At 43.9% G+C, this 20,947-nt stretch carries 20 protein-coding genes, 2 tRNA genes and 1 other annotated feature; of the genes, 2 read left to right on the top strand and 20 right to left on the bottom strand.

The features are described from left to right. Positions 1 to 91: 91 nt before the first annotated feature. The 14 genes from BLV86_RS01610 to BLV86_RS01545 all read right to left on the bottom strand — a co-directional run bounded on the left by BLV86_RS01610 (position 92) and on the right by BLV86_RS01545 (position 13,936). On the bottom strand, positions 92 to 1,309 hold the full coding sequence (locus BLV86_RS01610; protein ID WP_090814903.1) for a dicarboxylate/amino acid:cation symporter: 1,218 nt from the start codon (positions 1,307 to 1,309) through the stop codon (positions 92 to 94). 137 nt (positions 1,310 to 1,446) lie between these two features. Continuing rightward, positions 1,447 to 2,478, bottom strand: a complete 1,032-nt coding sequence (locus BLV86_RS01605) for a DUF4186 family protein (RefSeq protein WP_242873209.1) — start codon at positions 2,476 to 2,478, stop codon at positions 1,447 to 1,449. Positions 2,479 to 2,636: 158 nt separating this feature from the next. Beyond that, the gene (locus tag BLV86_RS01600; RefSeq protein WP_090814902.1) at positions 2,637 to 3,284 is read right to left on the bottom strand and encodes an RluA family pseudouridine synthase; all 648 of its coding nucleotides are present in this window, start codon (positions 3,282 to 3,284) and stop codon (positions 2,637 to 2,639) included. A 130-nt stretch (positions 3,285 to 3,414) separates the two neighbouring features. Further along, a complete protein-coding gene (locus BLV86_RS01595) occupies positions 3,415 to 3,645 on the bottom strand; it encodes a hypothetical protein (protein WP_090814901.1) in 231 nt (76 codons plus the stop codon). Between the two features lie 126 nt (positions 3,646 to 3,771). Beyond that, on the bottom strand, positions 3,772 to 4,644 hold the full coding sequence (gene pgeF, locus BLV86_RS01590; protein WP_090814900.1) for a peptidoglycan editing factor PgeF: 873 nt from the start codon (positions 4,642 to 4,644) through the stop codon (positions 3,772 to 3,774). Between the two features lie 193 nt (positions 4,645 to 4,837). Continuing rightward, a tRNA-Glu gene (locus tag BLV86_RS01585) sits at positions 4,838 to 4,909 on the bottom strand. Between the two features lie 26 nt (positions 4,910 to 4,935). After that, positions 4,936 to 5,007 (bottom strand) — tRNA-Glu (locus BLV86_RS01580). A gap of 178 nt (positions 5,008 to 5,185) precedes the next feature. Beyond that, complete coding sequence (gene aroA, locus BLV86_RS01575; RefSeq protein ID WP_090814899.1) at positions 5,186 to 6,511, bottom strand: 3-phosphoshikimate 1-carboxyvinyltransferase; 1,326 nt, start codon at positions 6,509 to 6,511, stop codon at positions 5,186 to 5,188. Further along, positions 6,511 to 7,149 (bottom strand): cytidylate kinase-like family protein, encoded by a 639-nt coding sequence (locus tag BLV86_RS01570; protein ID WP_031548577.1) that lies wholly within the window; start codon positions 7,147 to 7,149, stop codon positions 6,511 to 6,513. Before BLV86_RS01570 ends, aroA begins: the two co-directional genes overlap by 1 nt. 358 nt (positions 7,150 to 7,507) lie before the next feature. Then, on the bottom strand, positions 7,508 to 8,629 hold the full coding sequence (locus BLV86_RS01565; protein WP_242873208.1) for a KamA family radical SAM protein: 1,122 nt from the start codon (positions 8,627 to 8,629) through the stop codon (positions 7,508 to 7,510). Between the two features lie 274 nt (positions 8,630 to 8,903). Beyond that, a complete protein-coding gene (locus tag BLV86_RS01560) occupies positions 8,904 to 9,719 on the bottom strand; it encodes an ABC transporter ATP-binding protein (protein ID WP_090814897.1) in 816 nt (271 codons plus the stop codon). Continuing rightward, positions 9,712 to 10,665, bottom strand: a complete 954-nt coding sequence (locus BLV86_RS01555; protein ID WP_031548583.1) for an ABC transporter permease — start codon at positions 10,663 to 10,665, stop codon at positions 9,712 to 9,714. Before BLV86_RS01555 ends, BLV86_RS01560 begins: the two co-directional genes overlap by 8 nt. A 263-nt stretch (positions 10,666 to 10,928) precedes the next feature. Beyond that, a complete protein-coding gene (locus BLV86_RS01550) occupies positions 10,929 to 12,056 on the bottom strand; it encodes an ABC transporter substrate-binding protein (RefSeq protein WP_090814896.1) in 1,128 nt (375 codons plus the stop codon). 152 nt (positions 12,057 to 12,208) lie between these two features. Next, positions 12,209 to 12,458, bottom strand: a binding site (T-box leader). 446 nt (positions 12,459 to 12,904) lie between these two features. Then, on the bottom strand, positions 12,905 to 13,936 hold the full coding sequence (locus BLV86_RS01545; protein WP_090814895.1) for a sugar kinase: 1,032 nt from the start codon (positions 13,934 to 13,936) through the stop codon (positions 12,905 to 12,907). A gap of 258 nt (positions 13,937 to 14,194) precedes the next feature. Here BLV86_RS01545 and BLV86_RS01540 point away from each other — a divergent pair, with 258 nt between their 5' ends. Together BLV86_RS01540 and uxaC are read left to right on the top strand one after the other, a co-directional pair. Beyond that, complete coding sequence (locus tag BLV86_RS01540) at positions 14,195 to 15,223, top strand: LacI family DNA-binding transcriptional regulator (RefSeq protein ID WP_090814894.1); 1,029 nt, start codon at positions 14,195 to 14,197, stop codon at positions 15,221 to 15,223. A gap of 132 nt (positions 15,224 to 15,355) precedes the next feature. Beyond that, positions 15,356 to 16,771 carry a glucuronate isomerase gene (gene uxaC, locus BLV86_RS01535; protein WP_090814893.1) on the top strand — a complete coding sequence of 472 codons (1,416 nt, stop codon included), beginning with the start codon at positions 15,356 to 15,358 and terminating at the stop codon, positions 16,769 to 16,771. 300 nt (positions 16,772 to 17,071) lie between these two features. Here uxaC and BLV86_RS01530 read toward each other — a convergent pair whose 3' ends face one another. The 6 genes from BLV86_RS01530 to BLV86_RS01505 form a co-directional block, all read right to left on the bottom strand. Next, entirely contained in the window at positions 17,072 to 17,407 is a 336-nt protein-coding gene (locus BLV86_RS01530) for a hypothetical protein (protein WP_090814892.1), read from the bottom strand. A 221-nt stretch (positions 17,408 to 17,628) separates the two neighbouring features. Beyond that, positions 17,629 to 18,810, bottom strand: coding sequence for a hypothetical protein (locus BLV86_RS01525; RefSeq protein WP_090814891.1), 1,182 nt, complete (start codon positions 18,808 to 18,810; stop codon positions 17,629 to 17,631). 99 nt (positions 18,811 to 18,909) lie between these two features. Further along, complete coding sequence (locus tag BLV86_RS01520) at positions 18,910 to 19,458, bottom strand: DUF3592 domain-containing protein (protein ID WP_090814890.1); 549 nt, start codon at positions 19,456 to 19,458, stop codon at positions 18,910 to 18,912. Positions 19,459 to 19,644: 186 nt separating this feature from the next. Continuing rightward, a complete protein-coding gene (locus tag BLV86_RS01515; protein WP_049962239.1) occupies positions 19,645 to 20,076 on the bottom strand; it encodes a DUF3021 domain-containing protein in 432 nt (143 codons plus the stop codon). A 153-nt stretch (positions 20,077 to 20,229) separates the two neighbouring features. Beyond that, positions 20,230 to 20,700, bottom strand: a complete 471-nt coding sequence (locus tag BLV86_RS01510) for a LytTR family DNA-binding domain-containing protein (RefSeq protein ID WP_090814889.1) — start codon at positions 20,698 to 20,700, stop codon at positions 20,230 to 20,232. Positions 20,701 to 20,712: 12 nt separating this feature from the next. After that, complete coding sequence (locus BLV86_RS01505) at positions 20,713 to 20,910, bottom strand: hypothetical protein (protein ID WP_090814888.1); 198 nt, start codon at positions 20,908 to 20,910, stop codon at positions 20,713 to 20,715. Between the last annotated feature and the right edge of the window lie 37 nt (positions 20,911 to 20,947).

Here is a 20,947-nt window from a genome sequence, read left to right as displayed (position 1 = left end):
CATCCATGACTTTTTGCATTTTTATAAGTAATGACTAAACATAAAAAATGGGAGTGTTGCCACTCCCATAGAATAATAAAGACTATTTTGATTACTTCATCTCGTGAATTTTTGAAATACATACTGCGCAGGAAGCGTCGCCGGTAATGTTAAGAACTGTACGACCCATATCGAAGATTCTGTCAACGCCCGCAACCAGAGCGATACCTTCAACAGGAAGTCCTACGGATTGAAGAACCATTGCAAGCATGACCATGCCGGCACCCGGCACACCCGCTGTTCCGATGGAAGCAAGTGTAGCGGTAAGAACGATTGTGAGCATCTGAGACATTGACAGGTCGATGCCGTAGCAGGCTGCTATGAAGATTGCACACACGCCCTGATAGATAGCGGTTCCGTCCATGTTTATGGTTGCTCCCAGAGGAAGTACAAAGGATGAAACCTCCTTTGATGCACCGAGGTTCGTTACACATTCCATGTTAAGTGGTAATGTTCCCACGCTGGAGGCGCTGGAGAATGCGAACATCATGGCCGGTGCCATCTTCTTGAAAAAGTGGATCGGACTTATATTTGCAATGAGTTTTACTGTTAATGAATATACCACAACTGCATGAACTATATAACAGATATAGGCTGTAAGAAGCACCATTGCAAGTGAGCCAAGGATCATGGGACCGTTCTTTGCGATTACGGGGCAAAGGAGACAGAATACACCTATAGGTGAAAGCTTCAGGATCATTTCCATGACACGCATGAATACATTGCTGAGGTCGTTAATGTCATTGATGATTCTCTCATTGGCATCCGGTGCAACATCTGCGATGAGAATGACTGCAAATCCAAGAAGCAGAGCCATAACGATGATCTGAAGCATATTGGCATCCAGAAGCGGTTTTACAAAGTTGCTTGGGAAAATATTTACGATGGTATCCATAAAGGATGTGGGTTCAGCGGCCTCGTAACTAAGGTCTGTGGTGGAAAGTGCAGGGAATCCGCCCTTGAAGATATTTCCGAAAACAAGACCTATGGTTATGGCAAATGCTGTGGTTACGAGATAATAGGCAACAGTCATACCGCCGATAGCGCCTACCTTCTTTATATCCTTCATGGAAACAACGCCTGCCATGATGGAGAAAAGAACGATAGGACAGACAATGAACTTGATCAGATTGAGAAAGATCGTTCCGAATGGCTTGATGTAGTCATTTGCAAAGTCGGCATTGTTCTGCATGAGAAGGCCGACAATGACAGCCAGGATCAAAGCAACGAAAATTTGCCCGGCTAAAGATAATTTGTTTTTCTTTTCCATAGTTCCCCCTTTAAAAAGCACACGTAAACAAATTGATGATAATATTTTACACTACTATGGGAACTGTTGAAAATATTTTTCTTTATCGGAGACCTAAAAAATAATTACATTTTATTAACGGTTCTGGCGTTTCTTAGTCAGCTGTCTTCTGTGGAACTGTTTCTCATATCATTTCTGATCCAGGACAAAAGGATTTTGACTATATACTGCTGTTCGCTTTCTGTCAGAGGCCTGTGCTCCGGGACATGGTGCCACTTATGGAGACAGCCCCGGCAGCAGCAGGCGGTGGCATGCTGGGCGATAAAAACGGGATGTCCCTTCATGGGAGTCTGCTTTCCGTCATTCTCTGGCTCGGCAGGCGCCAGTTTTTTGGAAACAAAATCCATGGCATGTTGTTTTATGGTCTCTTCACTATGTGACAGGCAGTAGCTTCTCTCCTGCTCACGTAAGTGAAATGAGGAACGGAATTTGCTATGGCTTATGCGGTTAAAAAGTTCATCAATGTATCTGTCCTCAGGGTCTATTTCAATCTCATAGTTGATGCCGGGGATGGAAATGTTTTCGGCTTCGGAAGTCACTACGGGGATAGTGTGTTCAGATTCGAAATTTTCATCCGTCGGGTTAGAGTCTTCGAAGTTTAAAGATTCTTGAACACAGGAAGTGTTTGTGTTTTTAGAAGAAGGGGCTTCATTGATTTTGGTATCTGTGTCATGAATTACAGAGCTTGTGGGTGCGACTGTGGTTTGAAATACAGGCGGATTGAAGGCTCGGGAAACCGGAAAGTAATGAACATCAGCTTTTGCGGCCTGAGATTCACGGAACTTTTCGCCGATATGATAGTCACGTCCCCTCATGCGGAAGTTAGCACCGGTTGAAGTGAAATAAAAGGGGATGTCATGAAGGATGCATTGGCGCCTCAGGTCCAGTACCCAGTCGAAGTCAAGAACAGAGCCGTCATCAGCATTATCCCCGGAGCAGCTAAGGTATGAAATGTTTTCGAAGTCAAGAAAAGAAGCGATATCTATTTTTTCTGTCAGGGGCTCTGCCAGAAGCGCAACGCCATCCGGGATTTTTTCAAGATTAAGTTCGTTGATTGCAGACAGCTTCTCGTCTGCCTCCCTTTGATTTGAAAAACTAATGGATAAAGAAGCTTTTACAGGAATATCCATTTGATGCCTCCATTAATGTGACATGATAGTTTTGATCTGAAATACCTACAGCAGGACAGGTATTTCAGAATAAAATGCGGAAAAGTTCAAAACTCAGAGCTGAAATTGTTTGTCCGGTCCCCGTGGGAATGACTCGATTCCGTCGTATACGGAAAAGATTATAATACGGTACTGAAAACGGTCCAGGGTTCTTCTGCAGGTGGATCGGCTGTGAAAGCGACCTCTGTTTTCTCAACAGAGTCATAGAAGCTCAGGCTCCGGCAGAATAGACAGAGACTTTTCGTTTTGATCCTTGAACCGTATTTTCCGTCTCCCAAAAGCGGCAGGCCGCGGGACGCAAACTGGCAGCGGATCTGATGGAAACGACCGGTTTTAAGGCTTATTTCCAAAAGGGATATGACATTTCCGTCCCATTCTTTAGTGTCAGCAACTTTGAAACTCAGGACAGCTTCCTTTACACCCTTTCTCATGCGCTTCACCGGGAACATCTTTTGCTTTGTTTTATCTTTATATAAAAGATCCCTGAGAATACCTTCAGTCTGTTCCGGTATTCCCGGGACGATGGCGAGATAAGATTTCTTCAGAGTGCCCTCCTGGAGCTGCTTTGTGAGCTCTGCGGCGGCAGCTTTGTTTTTGCCGTAGACCAGAAGTCCTCCGGCGGTTTTATCAAGTCTGTGAATACAGAGAAAACCAGTGTTTTCTTTCTTTAGTGCCTCTGCCAAAAGGCGTGGAACGTCATGCTCGGAGTCTTCTCCCGGGGCTTTATTTACAACTATATAGTTTTGGGTTTCTTTAATGATTTCCATAGGCGTTAAAAAAACTCTTAGCTATAAACCAAGAGTTTTGGGAATATTAAGTGATTTGTTTTTGGAATATTTTATCCGATGCTTAACCGCTGTTGTTCCGGTTTATCGGAATAGTTCATCCGGTGCCGGACTACTTTTGTTCAGATTGAACTGAGGCTTCTTTATCGATGGTACTGCATTTACCAAGCTTTGAATCATTGCAATAGTGAGACATCCTGCAAGTGGAGCAGCGTGACCTGATGATGGTCTCCTGTTCTTCTTTTGTAAGCTTGTCCATGCGGGCTCCGTTTTTGAAAATATAAACGGTGATGGATGCCAAAAATATGATGATCAAAATAGCTAATGGTAAATTCATAGTCATAGTTAAAGTCTCCTTTTCGTGATTCTAACACGAAACAGAAAAAACCACATCAAAGTTTTTTAAAAAGTACTTATTTAGTGACATATAAACCGGCTTGAGCCTGATTCCACAAGGTCGGAATGCATCTTATTTTAGCATTATAAAGGCTCCGTTGTTTCCTCTTTGGCCATGGGTGAACCTGTGGCTGAAAAGAAGGTCCGGATTACAATTGGTACAAAGATCAGTGATGCAAATGTTTTCGCTCTTTACACCGGCTTCCTCCAGTAGGATTCGGTTGGCTGCCCAGAGATCAAGATGGTACTTGTGCTCGTTGTTTTCATTGAAACCGTCATCTGTCAGAATCTCATCTTTGTGATTGGGAAATGCTTTTATAAATTCCATAGCAACATCCTCTGATATCTCATAACAATGTCTGCAAATGCTGGGACCTATGGCGCAGATCAGATCCTCCGGCTTTGTACCGAAGTGCTCCTGCATCTTCTTTATAGTTACCTCTCCCATGCGGTTCACAGTACCCCTCCATCCTGAATGGCTGGCGCCTATGGCTTTCCGTACAGGATCCAGAAAAAGTAGCGGCACACAGTCGGCTGCGAAAACTCCCAGAACCAGGCCGGGAACATCAGTTATGAGACCGTCCACATCAGTATAGTCTCTTGGAACCGTGAAGCCTTTGCCACCATCTTCTTCCGTTACATAACGGACATTGGTAGTGTGTGTCTGGAAGGTGAAGACCATACGGTCATCTGATACATTAAAGAGTCTTGCGTATCTGTGGAAGTTCTCATAAACAGCATCCGGATCATCGCCTCTTGTGAAGCTTAAGTTCATGGTGGACCAGATGCCCTTGCTTACACCCCCAAGACGGGTTGAAAAAGCATGTTCGGCAATGCCTTGAGAATTAAAAGCAGGGAACTCAAGATAGGTCAGGTCGCTGCCATCATCGTTTTTTGCTGCTTTTATTTTCATGACAGAGTTGTCGGAAAAACGTCTTATTTTCATATGAACCTCCGGATTTCGGAATTTGTATAAGTCCTCTGCATAGAATTGATAACCCTCGTTGGTGATGTCATCACAGTGTAATTCACTTCATGAGATCTGAAGCTATTTGGCTGGTTATATAGGAAAATCTACCGCAAACCGAGATACAGGACTAATAAACTAAAAAGCCTCAGGTCTTAGACCTGAGGCTAAGTGACGGATCCGGGAATCGAACCCGGGATTCAGCCGTGAGAGGGCTGCGTCTTAACCGCTTGACCAATCCGCCATAATATATAAATTTTTGAAATCAAGTGACGGATCCGGGAATCGAACCCGGGATTCAGCCGTGAGAGGGCTGCGTCTTAACCGCTTGACCAATCCGCCATATTATCAAGCCGCTTTTTATGCGACTTGAATAATTTATCAGAGAGTCACTAGAATGTCAACAACCTTTTGATATTACATTTGGTTATCAACTATGTGTGTTGTATAACTTGGCCAGAATCGCCGACAATCAGGTGGAAAGAAACATCAGCAGTGCGATTCAGTATGTGTTTTATGATCAGAGACTTGCCAAATCCTCGTAGAATGTCGGATAGGAAATATTGATACAATCTCCGTCAATAAGTGTCACCTCGGTATTCTGTGATCCCGCAAGGGCAAGTACAGCAAAGGTCATGGCGATACGGTGATCCTTATGGGTATCGATCTCGCCTGAACATATCTTAAGTCCACTGCCCTGTCCTTCGACGATCATTCCGTCTTCTGTTTCGGTGGCTTTAACTCCGACTTTTTCAAGACCATCCACCATAACAGCAATTCGGTTAGATTCCTTGACCTTAAGCTCCGATGCATTTTTTATCACCGTTTTTCCTGAAGCACCTGCAGCCACTGCAGCTATAACAGGAAGCTCATCGATAAGCCTCGGGATAAGGGATCCCCCTATCTCAGCTCCGTGGAGTCCTTCTGTGTATCTCACATGAACATCCGCAACATCTTCAGAACCTGAAACTCTCTTATTTTCAAGAGTTATATCCGCACCCATACTTAGATAAGCTTCGATGATGCCGTCTCTTGTGGGGTTAATGCCTACATTTCTGATGATCACATCAGAACCCGGCACCAGAAGAGCCGCTGAAATAAAGTAAGCTGCAGAAGAAATGTCTCCGGGAATCTCCAGAACTTCCTTAGGCGCCACCAGCTTATCACAGTGCTCAATGCTTATCTCCGCTCTTCCGTCTGGAAGCATACGGGTAGAAACCTCGGCACCAAGGGCTCTCAGCATTCTTTCACTATGGTCCCTTGATAATGTGGGTTCTATAACGGTGGTTTTCCCATCTGCGTAAAGTCCGGCGAAAAGTATGGAAGACTTTACCTGAGCACTGGCTACAGGGGATTCATAGGTTATGCCGTGAAGTGCCTTTCCGTGAATGCTTAAAGGCGCGCAGTCATTACCCTTTACAGAAGTGATATCAGCTCCCATTTCCATAAGAGGCTTCATGATACGTTTCATGGGACGCTTCTGAATGCTCTCATCTCCAGTGAGTTCTGAGTCGAAGCTCTGGGCTGAAAGAATGCCTGATATAAGTCTCGTTGTGGTGCCGGAGTTTCCGCAGTCCAGAACCCCGCTGTAGGCATTAAGCCCATGGAGACCCTTTCCGTGTATGGTAACTTCCTTTTCGTCATCACTAAGCTCTATCTCTATTCCGAGATTTCTGAAGCATCCGATGGTAGAAAGACAATCGGCTCCGTTAAGGAAGCCCTTGACACGTGTTACCCCTTCAGAAAGTGATCCCAGCATCACGGCACGGTGGGAAATGCTTTTGTCTCCGGGAACAGTGAGCTCTCCCCGAAGTGGTCGTTCGATGCCTTTTACAGTTTTATTCATCAGTCGATAAATCCCTTCATGCGAATATAGTCTTTCATAAGGACTTCCATCTCATCGTAGCTGATACGGGAAGCATTGATCATAAGGTCATAGCTTTCAGGATTCATCCAGTCCTGACCGGTATAGTATTTATGGTATTTCTTTCTTTCGTTGTTTATGCGCTTGATGCGCTTGATGGCTTCTTCTCTTTCGATCTTATTGTAGTCCATTGCCCTTTGGATACGGGTCTCCTCGTCTGCATATACGAAGAAGTCTACGTGATCATCCATTTTAGCCTCGGACAGTACGAAATTACTGCAGCGGCCGGCGATGATGCAGGTCTCGTTTTTAGCGATCTCACGGATTACTTCGGCCTGGAATCTGAAGAGATTTTCCGGGGATACGATGTTTTCGTCAAGCTTCGGGCTTGAGATATCCGGAGTCAGGTGTGAAACGATCTTATAGAGGATGTTGTTGCCTGCTTTTTCGTCTGCAAGACGGAAGTACTGCTCTCCTATGGCTGTGCGCTCCGATGTGAGTTTCAATATGTCATTATCATAAAAATGAATGCCTAATTCTTCTGCGAGGCGCTTACCAACTACACGTCCGCCTGAACCATACTGTCTGTCAATGGTGATGACAAAATGCTTTTTTATCATAATTGCCTCCTGAAAAGTTTTTTCTACATAAAGTATATATAATGGTACAGAAAATGCAAGGGATGCGCGGCGGCCCACGGGATTGAAAGAACATCTCGTGCCGTTTGTTCGTCTAGTTCGCACTGACGTGCGCCCTAGCCGTACAAACAACACGAGATGTTCTTTCAACCCGCAAGCCTAGCCGCACATCCCTTGCATTTTCTTCCGCTTTCTATATATTTACAGATAATGCAAAAAACCATTCAGGAGTTCTTTCAACCCGCAAGCCTAGCCGCACATCCCTTGCATTTTCTTCCGCTTTCTACATATTTACTGTTTGTTAATGCAAAAAAACATTCAGGTGTTCTTTCAACCTTTTTTAGTTCCCGTTGGGTATATGATCCTCTAGCCAGCAATTGTCTTTGGGATCGCAGAGGAAAATCCTGGATTGATCCTGCGGGGCTTTGGACTGGTGATATTTGAAGAGCATGGTTTTACCGTCCGTCATAGGACCGAGGATTTCAATCTTCCCTGTCCTATGAGACATGACGTAATGAAGGCTCTTGGACTGGCCGTTCATTCGTTTCCTGGCTTCCTCAACCAGCCTGGAGCCTTCGCGGATAGGAATCTGGAATTCGTTAAGAACGCCCTTGGCCGGACGGCACTGGAATATGTAATAGGGAATGACTCGATAGCTGAGTAATCTGTTCTGCAGGGTGCTCAGCACCTCAGGGTCATCGTTGATTCCCCGAAGGAGAACCGTCTGGTTTCGAACTATACAACCTGCTGCATGAAGGGAATGAATGGCTTTTTTTGCTTCCGGAGTGAGTTCTTTAGGATGGTTAAAATGTGTGACTATGATGATTTGTTTTACGGCGCAGTATTTCCTGAGTATTTCCAAAAGCTCTGCGTCATCATAAATCCGCATGGGAAGTACAACAGGTGTACGGGTTCCGATACGGATGAAATCCAGTTGCTCAAGCTTACTAAAGGTTTCGAGATAGCGTTCTATGACTTCGTTTGAGTTGATGAGTGCGTCTCCACCGGATAGCAGGATATTGTCGATTTCAGAATGGTTTTTGATATATGCAAGCATTGCAGGAATTTGAGAGGCGATCTCATCGGAAGTGTTGCCGACCATACGTTTACGGAAACAGTGGCGACAGTACATGGCACACTGGTTGGTGGTCAGAATCAGGGCTGTCTGTTGATATTTATGCTGTAAACCTGCGACAACAGTGTTGTCCGTCTCACCTGACTGATCTTCCAGGCCGCCATCGATAAATTCCGCCGCAGTGGGAATACACATTTTGCGGATGGGATCCTGATCGTCATTTTTGTCTATCAAGCTCAGGTAGTAGGGAGTGATACAGATAGGGTATTTCTCTTCGATATGTCTGATCTGATCAGCAATTTCGGGTGAAAGACTGAAGACTTTCTCTAACTGGTCGACAGATCGGATACATTGGGACATAAGGAAAGATAGTGTAGAATTACTCATATGCGCTCCTTTCTTTTTCTCTGGAAAGATGTTTTCAAAACCATTTTTGTTTAGTGAATATGGACATTGATAAAAAGAATTTCTTTATCGACTGTCACGATAGCTGCACTGTTTTAATAACTAACTATAAAGAAATTATATACCAAATAAAAGAAATTCACGATTCAAACGATAAAAAAAGAAGTGATTTTTTTCGCTGTCAGATAAAATACAGCCGGGACATGATCATAAATACGTCCCGGCTGTATTGATTTATCAGCGATCGAGTTTGTGATCAAACTCTTTCTTTTGTTGATAGTAATATTCTGTCGTTATTGAGACCTTTTCCGGCGCGCTCCTCAAACTTATCAAGGAGGTTCTGGATGGTCATGTGGGAGCGCTCTTCGCCCTTGACGTCGAAGACGATGTTTCCGCTGTTCATCATCAGGGTTCGGTTGCCGAGCTCCAGGGCCTGGTTCATGTTGTGAGTTACCATGAGGCAGGTAATGTGGTTCTCCGCAACTATCTTCTTTGTAAGTTCAAGGACTTTGGCGGCGGTAGATGGATCCAGAGCCGCGGTGTGTTCGTCAAGAAGAAGGATCTTCGGAGTTACCATGGTAGCCATCAGGAGTGTCAGAGCCTGGCGCTGTCCTCCGGAAAGAAGTCCCACAGGGTGATCCATACGATCCTCAAGTCCCATATCAAGAAGTGAAAGCTGCTGTCTGAACTTCTCTCTTTCTGCCTTTGAAACATGGCTGAAAAGACCACGCTTATGCTCATTGGCCCTGAGATATGCAACGGAAAGGTTCTCTTCTATGGTCATGTGTGGTGCTGTACCCATGAGAGGATCCTGGAAAAGGCGTCCGATGTAGCGGCTTCTCACATGCTCCTGCTCGAAGGTGATGTCCTTTCCGTCAAGCTCTATGAAACCCGAATCGGTGTAAAAGGAGCCGGCGATGGCATTGAATAATGTAGATTTTCCGGCACCGTTTGAACCGATAATGGTTGCAAAATCTCCATCCTCAAGAGTGAGGCATAGGTCTGTCAGAGCTCTTTTTTCATTTACTGTTCCGGTGTTAAAGGTCTTAAAGATATGTTCGATCTTAAGCATCTGCCCTGCCTCCTCTCATAGCTTTTCTTTCCTGCATTGCAGTGAGCTGCTTATGTTTAAATGCAATAAGCTGTTTCGCCCGTGGTGCCGCGATTGCGATGGCAACGATAACTGCCGATACCAGCTTAAATGCCTCGGTAGGAACATTGAGACGAAGGGCAATGGAAATGATGAAACGATACAGGCAGGAACCGATGACCATGCCAAGTATCCTTACTATCATCTTTCCTTTTCCACACAGGGTTTCACCGATGACAAGGGATGCAAGTGCTATGGTTACCATACCTGTACCAAGGTTAATGTCACAGGTCTTGTTGTACTGGCCGATGAGGCAGCCTGCGAGACCGGTAAGGGAATTTGAGAAGCAAAGTCCCACTGTGATGGTAAATATCGGGTTGATGGAGGAAGCTCTCACCATGGCAGGGCTGTCGCCGGTTGCACGGATGGAAAGACCGAGAGTCGTTCCCAGGAACCATTTGATAAGTGCGCAGACCAGTATAACTACAACTGCCAGCAGAATAAGTGCGGACCAGTCCTTCCAGAAGGCAGAGTCACTGAGTCCCTTGAATAGAGAAAAAATGGTGTCTGTGCCGAAGATGGAGACATTGGAACTGAAACCCATGACGGCCAGATTCACCGTGTATAGTCCTGTGTTTACAATGATTCCGGCGAGAATGCTTTCAACTCCGAATTTTGTCTGAAGCAGAGCCGTTACGTAGCCGGAGCAGATACCCGCCAGCATTGCGGCAGGGATTGCCAGGAAGGGGTGACCTGCTATGGTAATGATTGCGCCTACTGCACAGCCAAGGGTGTAGCATCCATCAGTTGAAAGATCGCAGATGTTAAGGATTGAGTAGCTGATGAAAAGTGAAAGTGCAACAAGTGAATAGATAAGTCCCACCTCAAGGGCGGTGCGGACTATGCCTGCTGTTAAAAATCCGGTCAATGGAATTTCCTCCTGAAATTTCGACCACCGGGGTTGTCTACCGGGGAAAGTTCTCGCCTACGAGAGCTTTCCCCGGTAGACAGGTAAAAACCGTCCCGGTGGATAAGTGTTACAAAACAAAGTGCTTCCCGGTCGGTTTCCCCGGGAAGCTTGAGAGTGTATTGCTGTTATGATTATAGGTTAAAAAATCAGTTTTGAGAATAACTGAAAAACTTCGGAATGAAACCGCTGAAAGTCAAAGGAAGCGGCTCAGGGCTGAAGCATTATTTTGAGAATTCCTTCTCTGTCTTTGTCTCCACGATCTGTGTGCAAAGCGGCTCGATGGCTTTCTTTACATCATCAAGGTTGAGACCGAGAACCTCGCAGGTATCTGTGTTAATGGTTGCGATACCGTTATCGAAGGTCTGAACTGAAGTTGTTGCAACATCATTGCCGTTTACAAGAATATCGGCAACCATATCAGCTGTAGCAACTCCGAGGTATGAGTAGTCAACTCCGTAGCCCATGAAAGCACCGTTAAGAGCGAAGCTGTCGGCACCTGCGTAGTGAGCGATCTTTGCATCCTGGAACTTCTCGTAGATACCAAGCTCAGCCTGCTGGATGGTATTGTCGGTCGGTGTAAATACCGCATCAACGCCTTCTGCTACAAGTGCATCTGCCGCTGCCTGAATCTCGTCAGTCTTTGTTCCTGTTTTTTCAATGTACTTGATGCCCTTATCGTCAAGATACTTCTTGGCATCCTCTATAGGCTGCTTTGAAGCATCCTCTGAATTTGAGTAAAGAAGACCTACATAATCTGTTTCCGGGTTTACTGCAAACATGAGATCCATGATGGCATTTGTATTAAGTGCATCTGAGGTGCCGGTAATGTTTGAGCCGGGAGTTTCCATGGAGCTTACCAGCTTTGCTGTTACAGGATCTGAAACTGCTGAGAATACAACCGGAATACCCTTATCTTCCACAGCTGCCTGTACAACCTGTGCAGCAGGAGTTGCGATTGGGATGATAACGTCAACTTCATCAGATATAAGCTCACTTGCGATCTGATTGAGAACCGTTGCATCTCCCTGACCGTTGAAGGTGTAGTCTGCATAGTTGAAGGTTACACCCATATCTCCGGAAAGCTTGTCAAGCTCAGAGGCAACATTGTCCTTGATCTGATTAAGTGACGGATGATCCATGAAAAGGACGATACCAACTTTGAAATCTTTCTTATCAGCTGAGTCTGCATCAGCATTTTCTTTTGAGGTATCTGATCCAGCTGCATCAGTGGCTGCTGCTTCAGAAGCTGCGGCTCCGGATGTAGCCTCAGGTGCTGTGTTTGAACTGCAGCCCATAAGAGATGCTGCTATAAGAACTGCCATAGATGCTGCGATTAACTGTTTTTTCATTTGATTTTTCCTCCATAATGTAAAAAGATGTTTACTGGAGCGCCATTGTGATACAGATTTATCGTCCTCCCCGGGGTCAGGCATCGTACTTGGATTGATAGCCTGCCAACCTTCGGACTAAAAAGAAAAGCCCCATGTCAGGATCACTCCCGACATGAGGCGAATATATAAATCCGTGGTACCACTCATATTACCTTAATAAAAAGGTCACTCTTCACATACCAGCATATGTGCTGCCTGATAACGGTGCAGAACCCGTTGCCGCATACTCGACTCATGATCTTCAAGTCTTTCTGAGCACCCTCCAGAGTCCATTCACTTATCCGCCCGTACCGCAATCCCACCACCTGCGGCTCTCTGTGACGATAAAGATAAACTACTTCTCTCTGTCATCGGTTTGTTTTATTAATTTACACGTACTTTAACACGTTGAACTTTTGATGTCAAACATTTTTTTGGATTACTAACTCCGTACCCATGGTCCATCAAGAAATATAGGTCAAGATGAAACAGGTTCTCACATGACTCATAAGCATTTTTTTTGAATATAGGTCATGGCGAAACAGGTTCTCACATGACTCATAACCAGTTTTTTTGAATATAAGTCATGGTGAATCATGTTAATCCATGACCTATATTTCTTTTTTTGAGATATAGGTCATAGTAAAAAACGCTCTTCATTGACCCTATATTTAGAAATTGAGTTTTGAAGTCAATCGATTATTACTATTGAATTGATTCAAAAACGCTAATTCTAATATGTGGTCAATCCTAACACACTGATTATTATGGAGCGTTGAGACTTTAAGTCAATTTCTGTGCCATTTCATCACTTGACGGTAACACAGTCACCTATTCATTTCGCTGTGGAATCCAGTGGAGTAATGGTCCTCAATAACAGCATTGATCTCCTTCAGATTGCTCTGAGGAAGGTCGCCGGGGATGGTGTTCTTCATTGCGGAGGTAGCATTACCGTACTTCACTGCTTCTCTCACGTCTCCGCCGGAACTGATGAGACCGTACAGGGCGCCTGAAATGTAGGAATCGCCGGAACCGATACGATCTACAACGTCGATGTTCTCGTATGGCGGCTCCTCGAAATAAGCATCCTTTTCGGCATCGTAAGCAAGTGAGCCGAAAGAATGAGATTTCGGACTATGTACTGTTCTCTGTGTGGCAAATACCGCTTTAATCGGATAGTCCTTTGTAAAACTCTTTATCATTTCGCGGCAGCTACCTTCTTTAAGGAAGGTGAGTTTTGCGGTGGACTCTGAGCAGAAGAAAATGTCTACGTAAGGAAGGATTTCAAGAATAGTTTCTCTTGCCTCGTCTCCTGACCAAAGGTTGCCGCGGAAGTTCACATCAAAGGAAATAAGGGCTCCGTTTTCCTTGAATTTTTTTATGGCCTCAATGGTTGTCTTTCTGATCTCCGGTGAAAGCGCAAGGGTGATTCCGGAAGTGTGGAAACACTTGGTTTTTTCATAAACTTCCTGAGGAATTTCTTCAGGGGATAATGAGAAAAAGCTGGAATTACGTCTGTCGTAGATTACCTGCGGTTTTCTCGGATATGCGCCGTACTCGTAAAAGTAAACCGCTACTCTCGCTTCCGGTGAATCATCATATATAAAGAAATCATCGGAAACACCGTAGCTTCGGATGGTTCCCTTCATATACTGACCGAGGTCGTGTGAAGGAAGCTTTGAAATGATACCTGTGTGTAGGCCCAGAAGGGATGCTCCGACGGCAACATTAAGCTCTGCTCCGCCTACATTTTTCTCAAAAACATCGCTTCTTGCGATGCGCTCATTTCCCGGAGGAGAAAGTCTCAGCATAAGCTGTCCCATGGTAACAAGGTCAAAAGAACGGTTTGGAAAATTCATGATAGGCTCCTTTATTGATATTTAAAATACATGTCTCAAATTTTTCATAATGCATTGATTTTATATCAAGATATGGTTATAATCAAGAAGAAATGTAAGCGTTTACAGCGAGGACTTTGCATCAGCAAACGTCCGAGCGATATGGCAAGAGCTTTTGCTCTTGTCCCGAAGGGATCAGGTGAGGCTATCAACGCCGAACCTGACCGGCGGAGCGCCAGCGGGTATGGTCAATTTAACCAATTCAAAAAGGAAATTTTTATGAATATTTACGACATATCAAAAGCAGCAGGCGTGTCCATAGCCTCTGTGTCCCGTGTTATCAACGGAGCGGATAATGTCTCTGAGAAAACACGAAAAAAAGTCATGGATGTTATAGATGAATACGGATACACTCCCAATGCCTACGCAAGAGGTTTGGGACGAGGTTCCATGAAAACCATCGGTATCATGTGTTCGGACTCTTCCGATATATATCTTGCCAATGCCATCTACTATCTCGAAACCGATCTCAGGAAAAACGGTTATAACAGTATCCTGTGCTGCACCGGCTACGACCTTGAGAATAAGAAGGCAAGCTTTGAGCTTCTGAAATCACGTCAGGTAGATGCGGTTATTCTTGCCGGTTCAAAATATGTTGAGAAAAATCCTGAGGACCATCAGTACATAATCGATGGTGCAAAGGAACATCCGGTGATGATGCTGAACGGCTTCATTGATGCGGATAATGTTTATTCCGTGGCCAGTGATGACAAGGGCGGAACAAAGGATGCCTTTATCAAGCTTCACGAATCAGGCGCAAGAAAAACCATCTATGTTTATTCCAGTGACAGTTATTCAGGATCAAAGAAAATAGATGGTATCAAAGAAGGCGCAAAGGAATGTGGTATTCCTGCGGATTCCGTGCGTATCGTCAAGGGTGAAAAGAGCTATAAGGGTATAGAGGAACTTTTAACCAGGGAATATGAAAAGGAACCCTTCGATTCCGTCATCTCTTCGTCCGACACTACCGGTGTAGGTGCTCTTAAGTTCGCTATTCACAAAGGACTCAGGATCCCGGAGGACATTCAGATTATAAGCTTTAATAATTCAAAGCTTGCCAATGCGGTGAACCCGGAGCTTACCAGTGTGGACGCAAGACTGGAGGAATCCTGCTCGAAAGTTTGCAAGCTCATTATGAAGATACTTAATCCCCCTCTTGATGAGGAGGGCAATCCGGAACCGGTTTCCATACCTAAGAAAACAAAGGTAAAGACAAAACTGGTTACCAGAGAAACAACACGATTTTAACGTCGGATATCACGACGTTTAAATATAAAAAAACGTAACAGCTCAGCCGCTGGAACACTTACCCTGTCACCATAGTTCACCGGCGAACTGGTACAAGAAAACAATGTATTATGCTTATGGAGGTAATTTAAAATGAAACCATTTATGGATAAGGATTTCCTGCTTTCAACAGATGTAGCAAAGCAGCTTTATCATGATTATGCTGAGAATGCACCTATTCTCGACTATCACTGTCACATCAATCCTCAGGAGATTGCTGAGGATCGTCAGTTTGATAACATTTTCCAGGTATGGCTTGGAGGCGATCACTACAAGTGGAGACAGATGAGAACAAACGGTGTTCCTGAGGAGTATATCACAGGTGACAAGTCAGATCGTGAGAAGTTCCAGAAGTGGGCAGAGACCATGCCTAAGCTTATCGGAAACCCTCTTTATCACTGGTCTCACCTTGAGCTTCGTAAGTATTTCGGATATGAGGGTTACCTTAACGGAGATACAGCCGAGGAGGTTTGGAATCTTTGCAATGAAAAGCTTCACCAGAAGTCAATGTCTGTAAGAAATATCATTAAGGCTTCCAATGTTACTCTTATCTGCACAACAGATGATCCTGTTGATACTCTTGAGTGGCATCAGAAGATCAAGGATGACCCTACCTTTGATGTTCAGGTTCTTCCTGCATGGAGACCTGACAAGGTTACTAATATTGAGAAGCCTGAGTTCCCTTCATACATGAAGAAGCTTTCTGAGAGATCAGGCATCGAGGTTAAGGATTTCGCATCACTAAAGGAAGCTCTCAAGAACCGTCTTGATTTCTTCCAGTCAATGGGATGTATCGTAACAGACCATGCTCTTCGTTATGTTATGTACGCTCCTGCTACAGATGCAGAGGTTGATGAGATTCTCAAGAAGGGTCTTAAGGGCGAGACATTAACACAGGAGGAATGTGCAAAGTACAGAACAGCCGAGATGCAGTTCCTTGCAAAGGAGTACAACAAGAGAGACCTTGTATTCCAGATCCACTTCGGCTGTGTTCGTGACAACAATGCTGATATGTATAACAAGCTTGGCGCTGATACAGGTTTTGATGCTGTTGACAACTACGCTCCTGCTGACCAGCTTGCTGCATTCTTCAATGCACTTTCAGCAACAGATGAGATTCCAAAGACCATCCTTTACTCACTGAATCCTTGTGATAACACAACCATTAATACAATCTGCGGATGTTTCTGCAAGGCTCCGACACAGAACCGTATCACTCAGGGTGCTGCATGGTGGTTCAATGATCACAAGCAGGGCATGACAGACCAGCTTATCAACTACGCTAACCTGTCAACACTCGGAAACTTCAACGGAATGCTCACAGATTCACGTTCATTCCTCTCCTACACACGTCATGACTACTTCCGTCGCATCCTTTGTGAGCTCGTAGGTGGCTGGGTAGAGAACGGTGAGTATCCTTACGACAAGAAGGCTTTGGAAGAAATTATCAAGGGAATTTCTTATAATAATGCTGCAAGATATTTTGGATTTGATCTTGAGCAGTGCTGAACTGTATAATTTGAATCAGATTTAAAGGTAAATATATACACTGAAGAAAATAAAAGGGACGTGTGCCAGGCTTGCGAGTTGAGAGCACATCCCGCGCAGATTGTACGGCTAGGGCGTACGTTAGTACGAACTAGACGAACAATCTGTGTGGGATGTGATATCAATCGAGTGAGCCGTCACACGTCCCTTTTATTTTCGCGATAAAGCTGTCACGCGGGCGTTGTGCTTGTACAAACGCACATGTGACGGCTAACGTGAAATCGAGTAGAGGTCATCCTCTACTCGATTTGGAGTAAACCATTATTTTGGAATCTGATTCCACCATACAGGATAAACCATTCCCTGTGTCATACCTGTAGACTCAAGAACCTTTAACAGTTCAATATATTCTGCATCAGACATGCACTGATATGTATTGCAGGAAGGACATACCCAGGTTTTATCACCATACTCGCCATTTGCGTTAACAACGTTCATAGGTGTGCCGCATTGAGGGCAGGTTGCTTCATTAGCTCCGCCTACACCGCCGGTCACTTTGGCCATTTCTTCATCAGAAATTGCGGTATTCTTTGCCTTGAACTTCTCTACTTCTCCGCGATGCTTCTTGATAAACTCGGTAAACTTGTTGTCTTCCATAAAGTACTCCTTTCATGTTTTGTACGCCTTCAGGAATCAGCAGTTATATTTAAAAACTAAACTATGTTTTTCATTGCCTTCCTGTCTTTTAATTGTTGAATCGAGTATAACATTGCATTAATTTAAGTACAATATTTAATGTCTATTCGGTAGGTTTTAATGTCTGTTCGGTCACGGTTCAGACATTTCCACTATGTTTCTGATCTAAAGCCTGATTTCAATCACGGTGATACCTTTACTGTGCTTATGAGTACTCCATCGTAGTAAATACTTGCCTCTTCTTCAGGTGCAAGATCCTTTGTGTCCACGAGGGTGAATGAGTGGGAGGTCTGAGTATCGCTCTTTACGGTTACGACACCATCATCATCCATGAGGCAAGGATATACGAGTTGACCGCTCTTGGTCTCGATCATGAACTTTGTAGGATCAAAATCCTTTGGCTCACCGGTTTCATTGTAAAGGTAAAGACAGAACCAATACATCCTTTCTCCGGTAGCACCATCTCCATACTTGATTTTTACTTCACGGCACTGAACCTCATCCTTTGTAACGAAGTGACCGTCCTCTAAAGAATTTACATCGTCAGAGGAATCCTTCTTATCCAGAGTGAGTTTTGTGTTTGCAACCTTCTCAGCTATCATAGCCTGAACCATCTTCTGATACTCTTCCGACATAAGGAAGGAGTAGTCAGGAGTGTCACCCTGAGCCTGGGCTTCTTCAGAAGCTTCCGTAGGTGTTGTGGTGATACTGTTTATGATGGCCTTAGTAAGCTCCTCAGCTTCATCGCCGTCCTGCCAGAAGGACAGCTCTCCGAAATCATTACCGGAAACGAAAATGTAGTTTGCTACTATATATTCTTTTTCACCTTCGTACTTCTCTTTTGAGAAATATAGTCCAAGATCGGTATCATTTATGGTAACTTCTGTAATGCCGTCAGCATTATACTGTTTGGCTTCAGTTTCGGTATAAGCGTAAAGGTCTCTTCCTTCGTTTGGAAATTGATACACATCGAAATCCATCAGGAATTCGTCGCTCTTATAGTATGCGATCATATCATCCTTGCGTTCATTATCCTTTACATCTCCCTGATAGTAGCTCTTCGGGACTTTGATGAAATATCCGGTGGTTCCGACCTCCATGTATTGGGCGTCTTTGAATATTTCCTGAAAAATAACAGAGCTGACGTTTTCTTCTTTAGCTTCGGAAGTTTCTTCCTTGACAGCTTCTGTTGTTTCGGCTAATGTCTCTGCCTTTGTTGCTTCAGTCGTCACCTGAGCTGTGGTTTCCACAACTGTCTCTGCAGACTTTGATTCAGCAGAGGTTTTCTGAACTTCACCACATCCGGAAAGAAGGGCTGCTGAGCAGGCTGCTATCATAAGTGAATATAACGCTTTTTTGTTCATGTTGTTCCTCCTGGTTTGTAACAGGCTTTTCAGAAGCCTATGTTAAAAGATGATGATTAATGCTTTTTCTAAAACTTTGGATTTTTTTAAAGATGTGGATTAACTCTGCTGATCTTTCTTCTTGAATAATTCCATAAGTGCCAGACCTATAGCTCCTCCTATTGCAATCACCACTGCCAGAGAAATCATAAATGATATGATTCCAAAAACAATAAGGCCAACTCCGCCCCACCTTAATATTTTCAGGATGGTTCCGTCTGATTTGGAGATATCTTCTGAATACAGCTCCATAGGATCGTTAGGATCTACATATATAGTGTATTGACTTCCTACCCTGAAAGTATCCTTAAAAGTACTGCTGTAGGTGGTTGCGTTAGATGAATAGGTCTTTCCGTTTAAATCATATTCAAATACCGGTGTTACTGAGGACGAATTCGAACTTCCTTTTTCAGAGCTTTCCGATCTTGCAAAACCGGTTACTGTTGCCTGTACCTGAGTTGTGCAGCGTTCTTTTAATGCGGCATTTTGTTTTGTTATAAAGGATGATGCAAATATAAATATTATTCCAAGTATCACCATGATGACAGATCCAAATAGTCCTCCTAAAGGGCCGCTATTCCGACGGGTTGTAGTTGTAGTGACTCTCATGATAAATCCTCCTCGAGATTTTTATTGTTCCTTGGAATCTTCCTTCGATTCCCGGCTCGGTTTCTTTATGAGTTGACTGTACCATGGCTGGATTTTGGTTACAATAATTCCTGTCTATTCGGTCGTTTTTCCTGCCTATTTGGTCAAATTACTGGATTTTTTTCGTTTTTCACAGTAACTGTGTGGCTATGTCGGTATATTGGAACTGAATTTTACGAGTTCCAGTTGTCCGTTGATTTTTGCTATCTCCTTCTTCCAGAGATAGTATTCTGTCAGCCAAATGGCCAGATATACTATAGAAAAGGCTAAAAATACCCAGAACAGAATTCCCTGTGGGAACCATCCCAGAATCTTACTTGTGATAAACATGGAGACAAATGTTACCAAATAGTGTGTGAGCGTGGCTCTTCCGAGGCTCCAGGATTCAAAGTCATATACGATGGCTCCTCCGTTTGCTATAGCACCATATAAGCCTGAACCAAACAGCTGCATCAGAAGAAATCTTTTGTTAAGTGGTTCGGTTTCACTTGTAAAGATAACATAGGTGATGGCACCGATCGAAATTCCGAGAGAGAAACCAACCAGAGCCCGTATTATAAATTTTGTTTTGATGTTCATGACTGACCTCCTCCTCATCTATAAATGCATGTTTTCCGCCGTTTATCTCTGACACACAGATGTCAATCTAACCGGCTCTATAAATGTATGTTTTCTGTTGTTTATCTCTGACATACAGATGCAGATCTATCCGGCTCATCTATAAATGTTGATTTAAATGACTGCCTTTGAAAGAGCAGCTTTGATTTCCTTTACTCTTCTTCTTGAAACGTAGGTTTTTTCTCCGTTTTCAAGTTCCACCTCTATAGTTCCGGTGGAAGAAAAATCAAAATTCTTAACCCTTTTTATATTCAGAATCTCTGACTGTGAAATACGTATAAAGCTTTCCGAATCCAGCAGTTCTTCGAGGTCTCGGAGATTCTTTCGGACTTCATATAGTCTTTCTGAGGTCTGGATCAGGATCTTTCTGTTAACGATGTAGATTCTGAATATCTTCCTCTGTGGCAGCATAACAACGCTACCCTTGAAATATGCCTGAATCATAGGTTTCTGATTATTGGCATAGCTCTGGATAGCGTTTATTACGCCTTCGACATCTTCATTATTTTCCCTGTTTTTTATTATGACAGTCAGTTTCTCAAATGCTTCATCGATAATGAGCTTAATATCTGGTAAGTCGGACATTTTTTAAATCCTTCAATTGGTGTCGTTTTTATCACTATTGCTGCTTTCGTCTTTATAAAACATTGAAACTATGGTCATGGCTATTCCGCCTGCAAAAACTGCAAGCCAGGCATGCTGGTAGGATCCGGCAACGGTTCCCCATGCAATCATGACAAAAACTGATATCATGGCTATAGCTGCAATGATTTTTGATTTTTTCTTGTCTTTCATTTTTTCACCTCATCAATAAACGTAGGTAATTCACGGG

This window comes from Oribacterium sp. KHPX15 (assembly GCF_900107835.1).
Taxonomy (GTDB): domain Bacteria; phylum Bacillota; class Clostridia; order Lachnospirales; family Lachnospiraceae; genus Oribacterium.
This window is presented reverse-complemented; position numbering and strand designations above follow the sequence as displayed.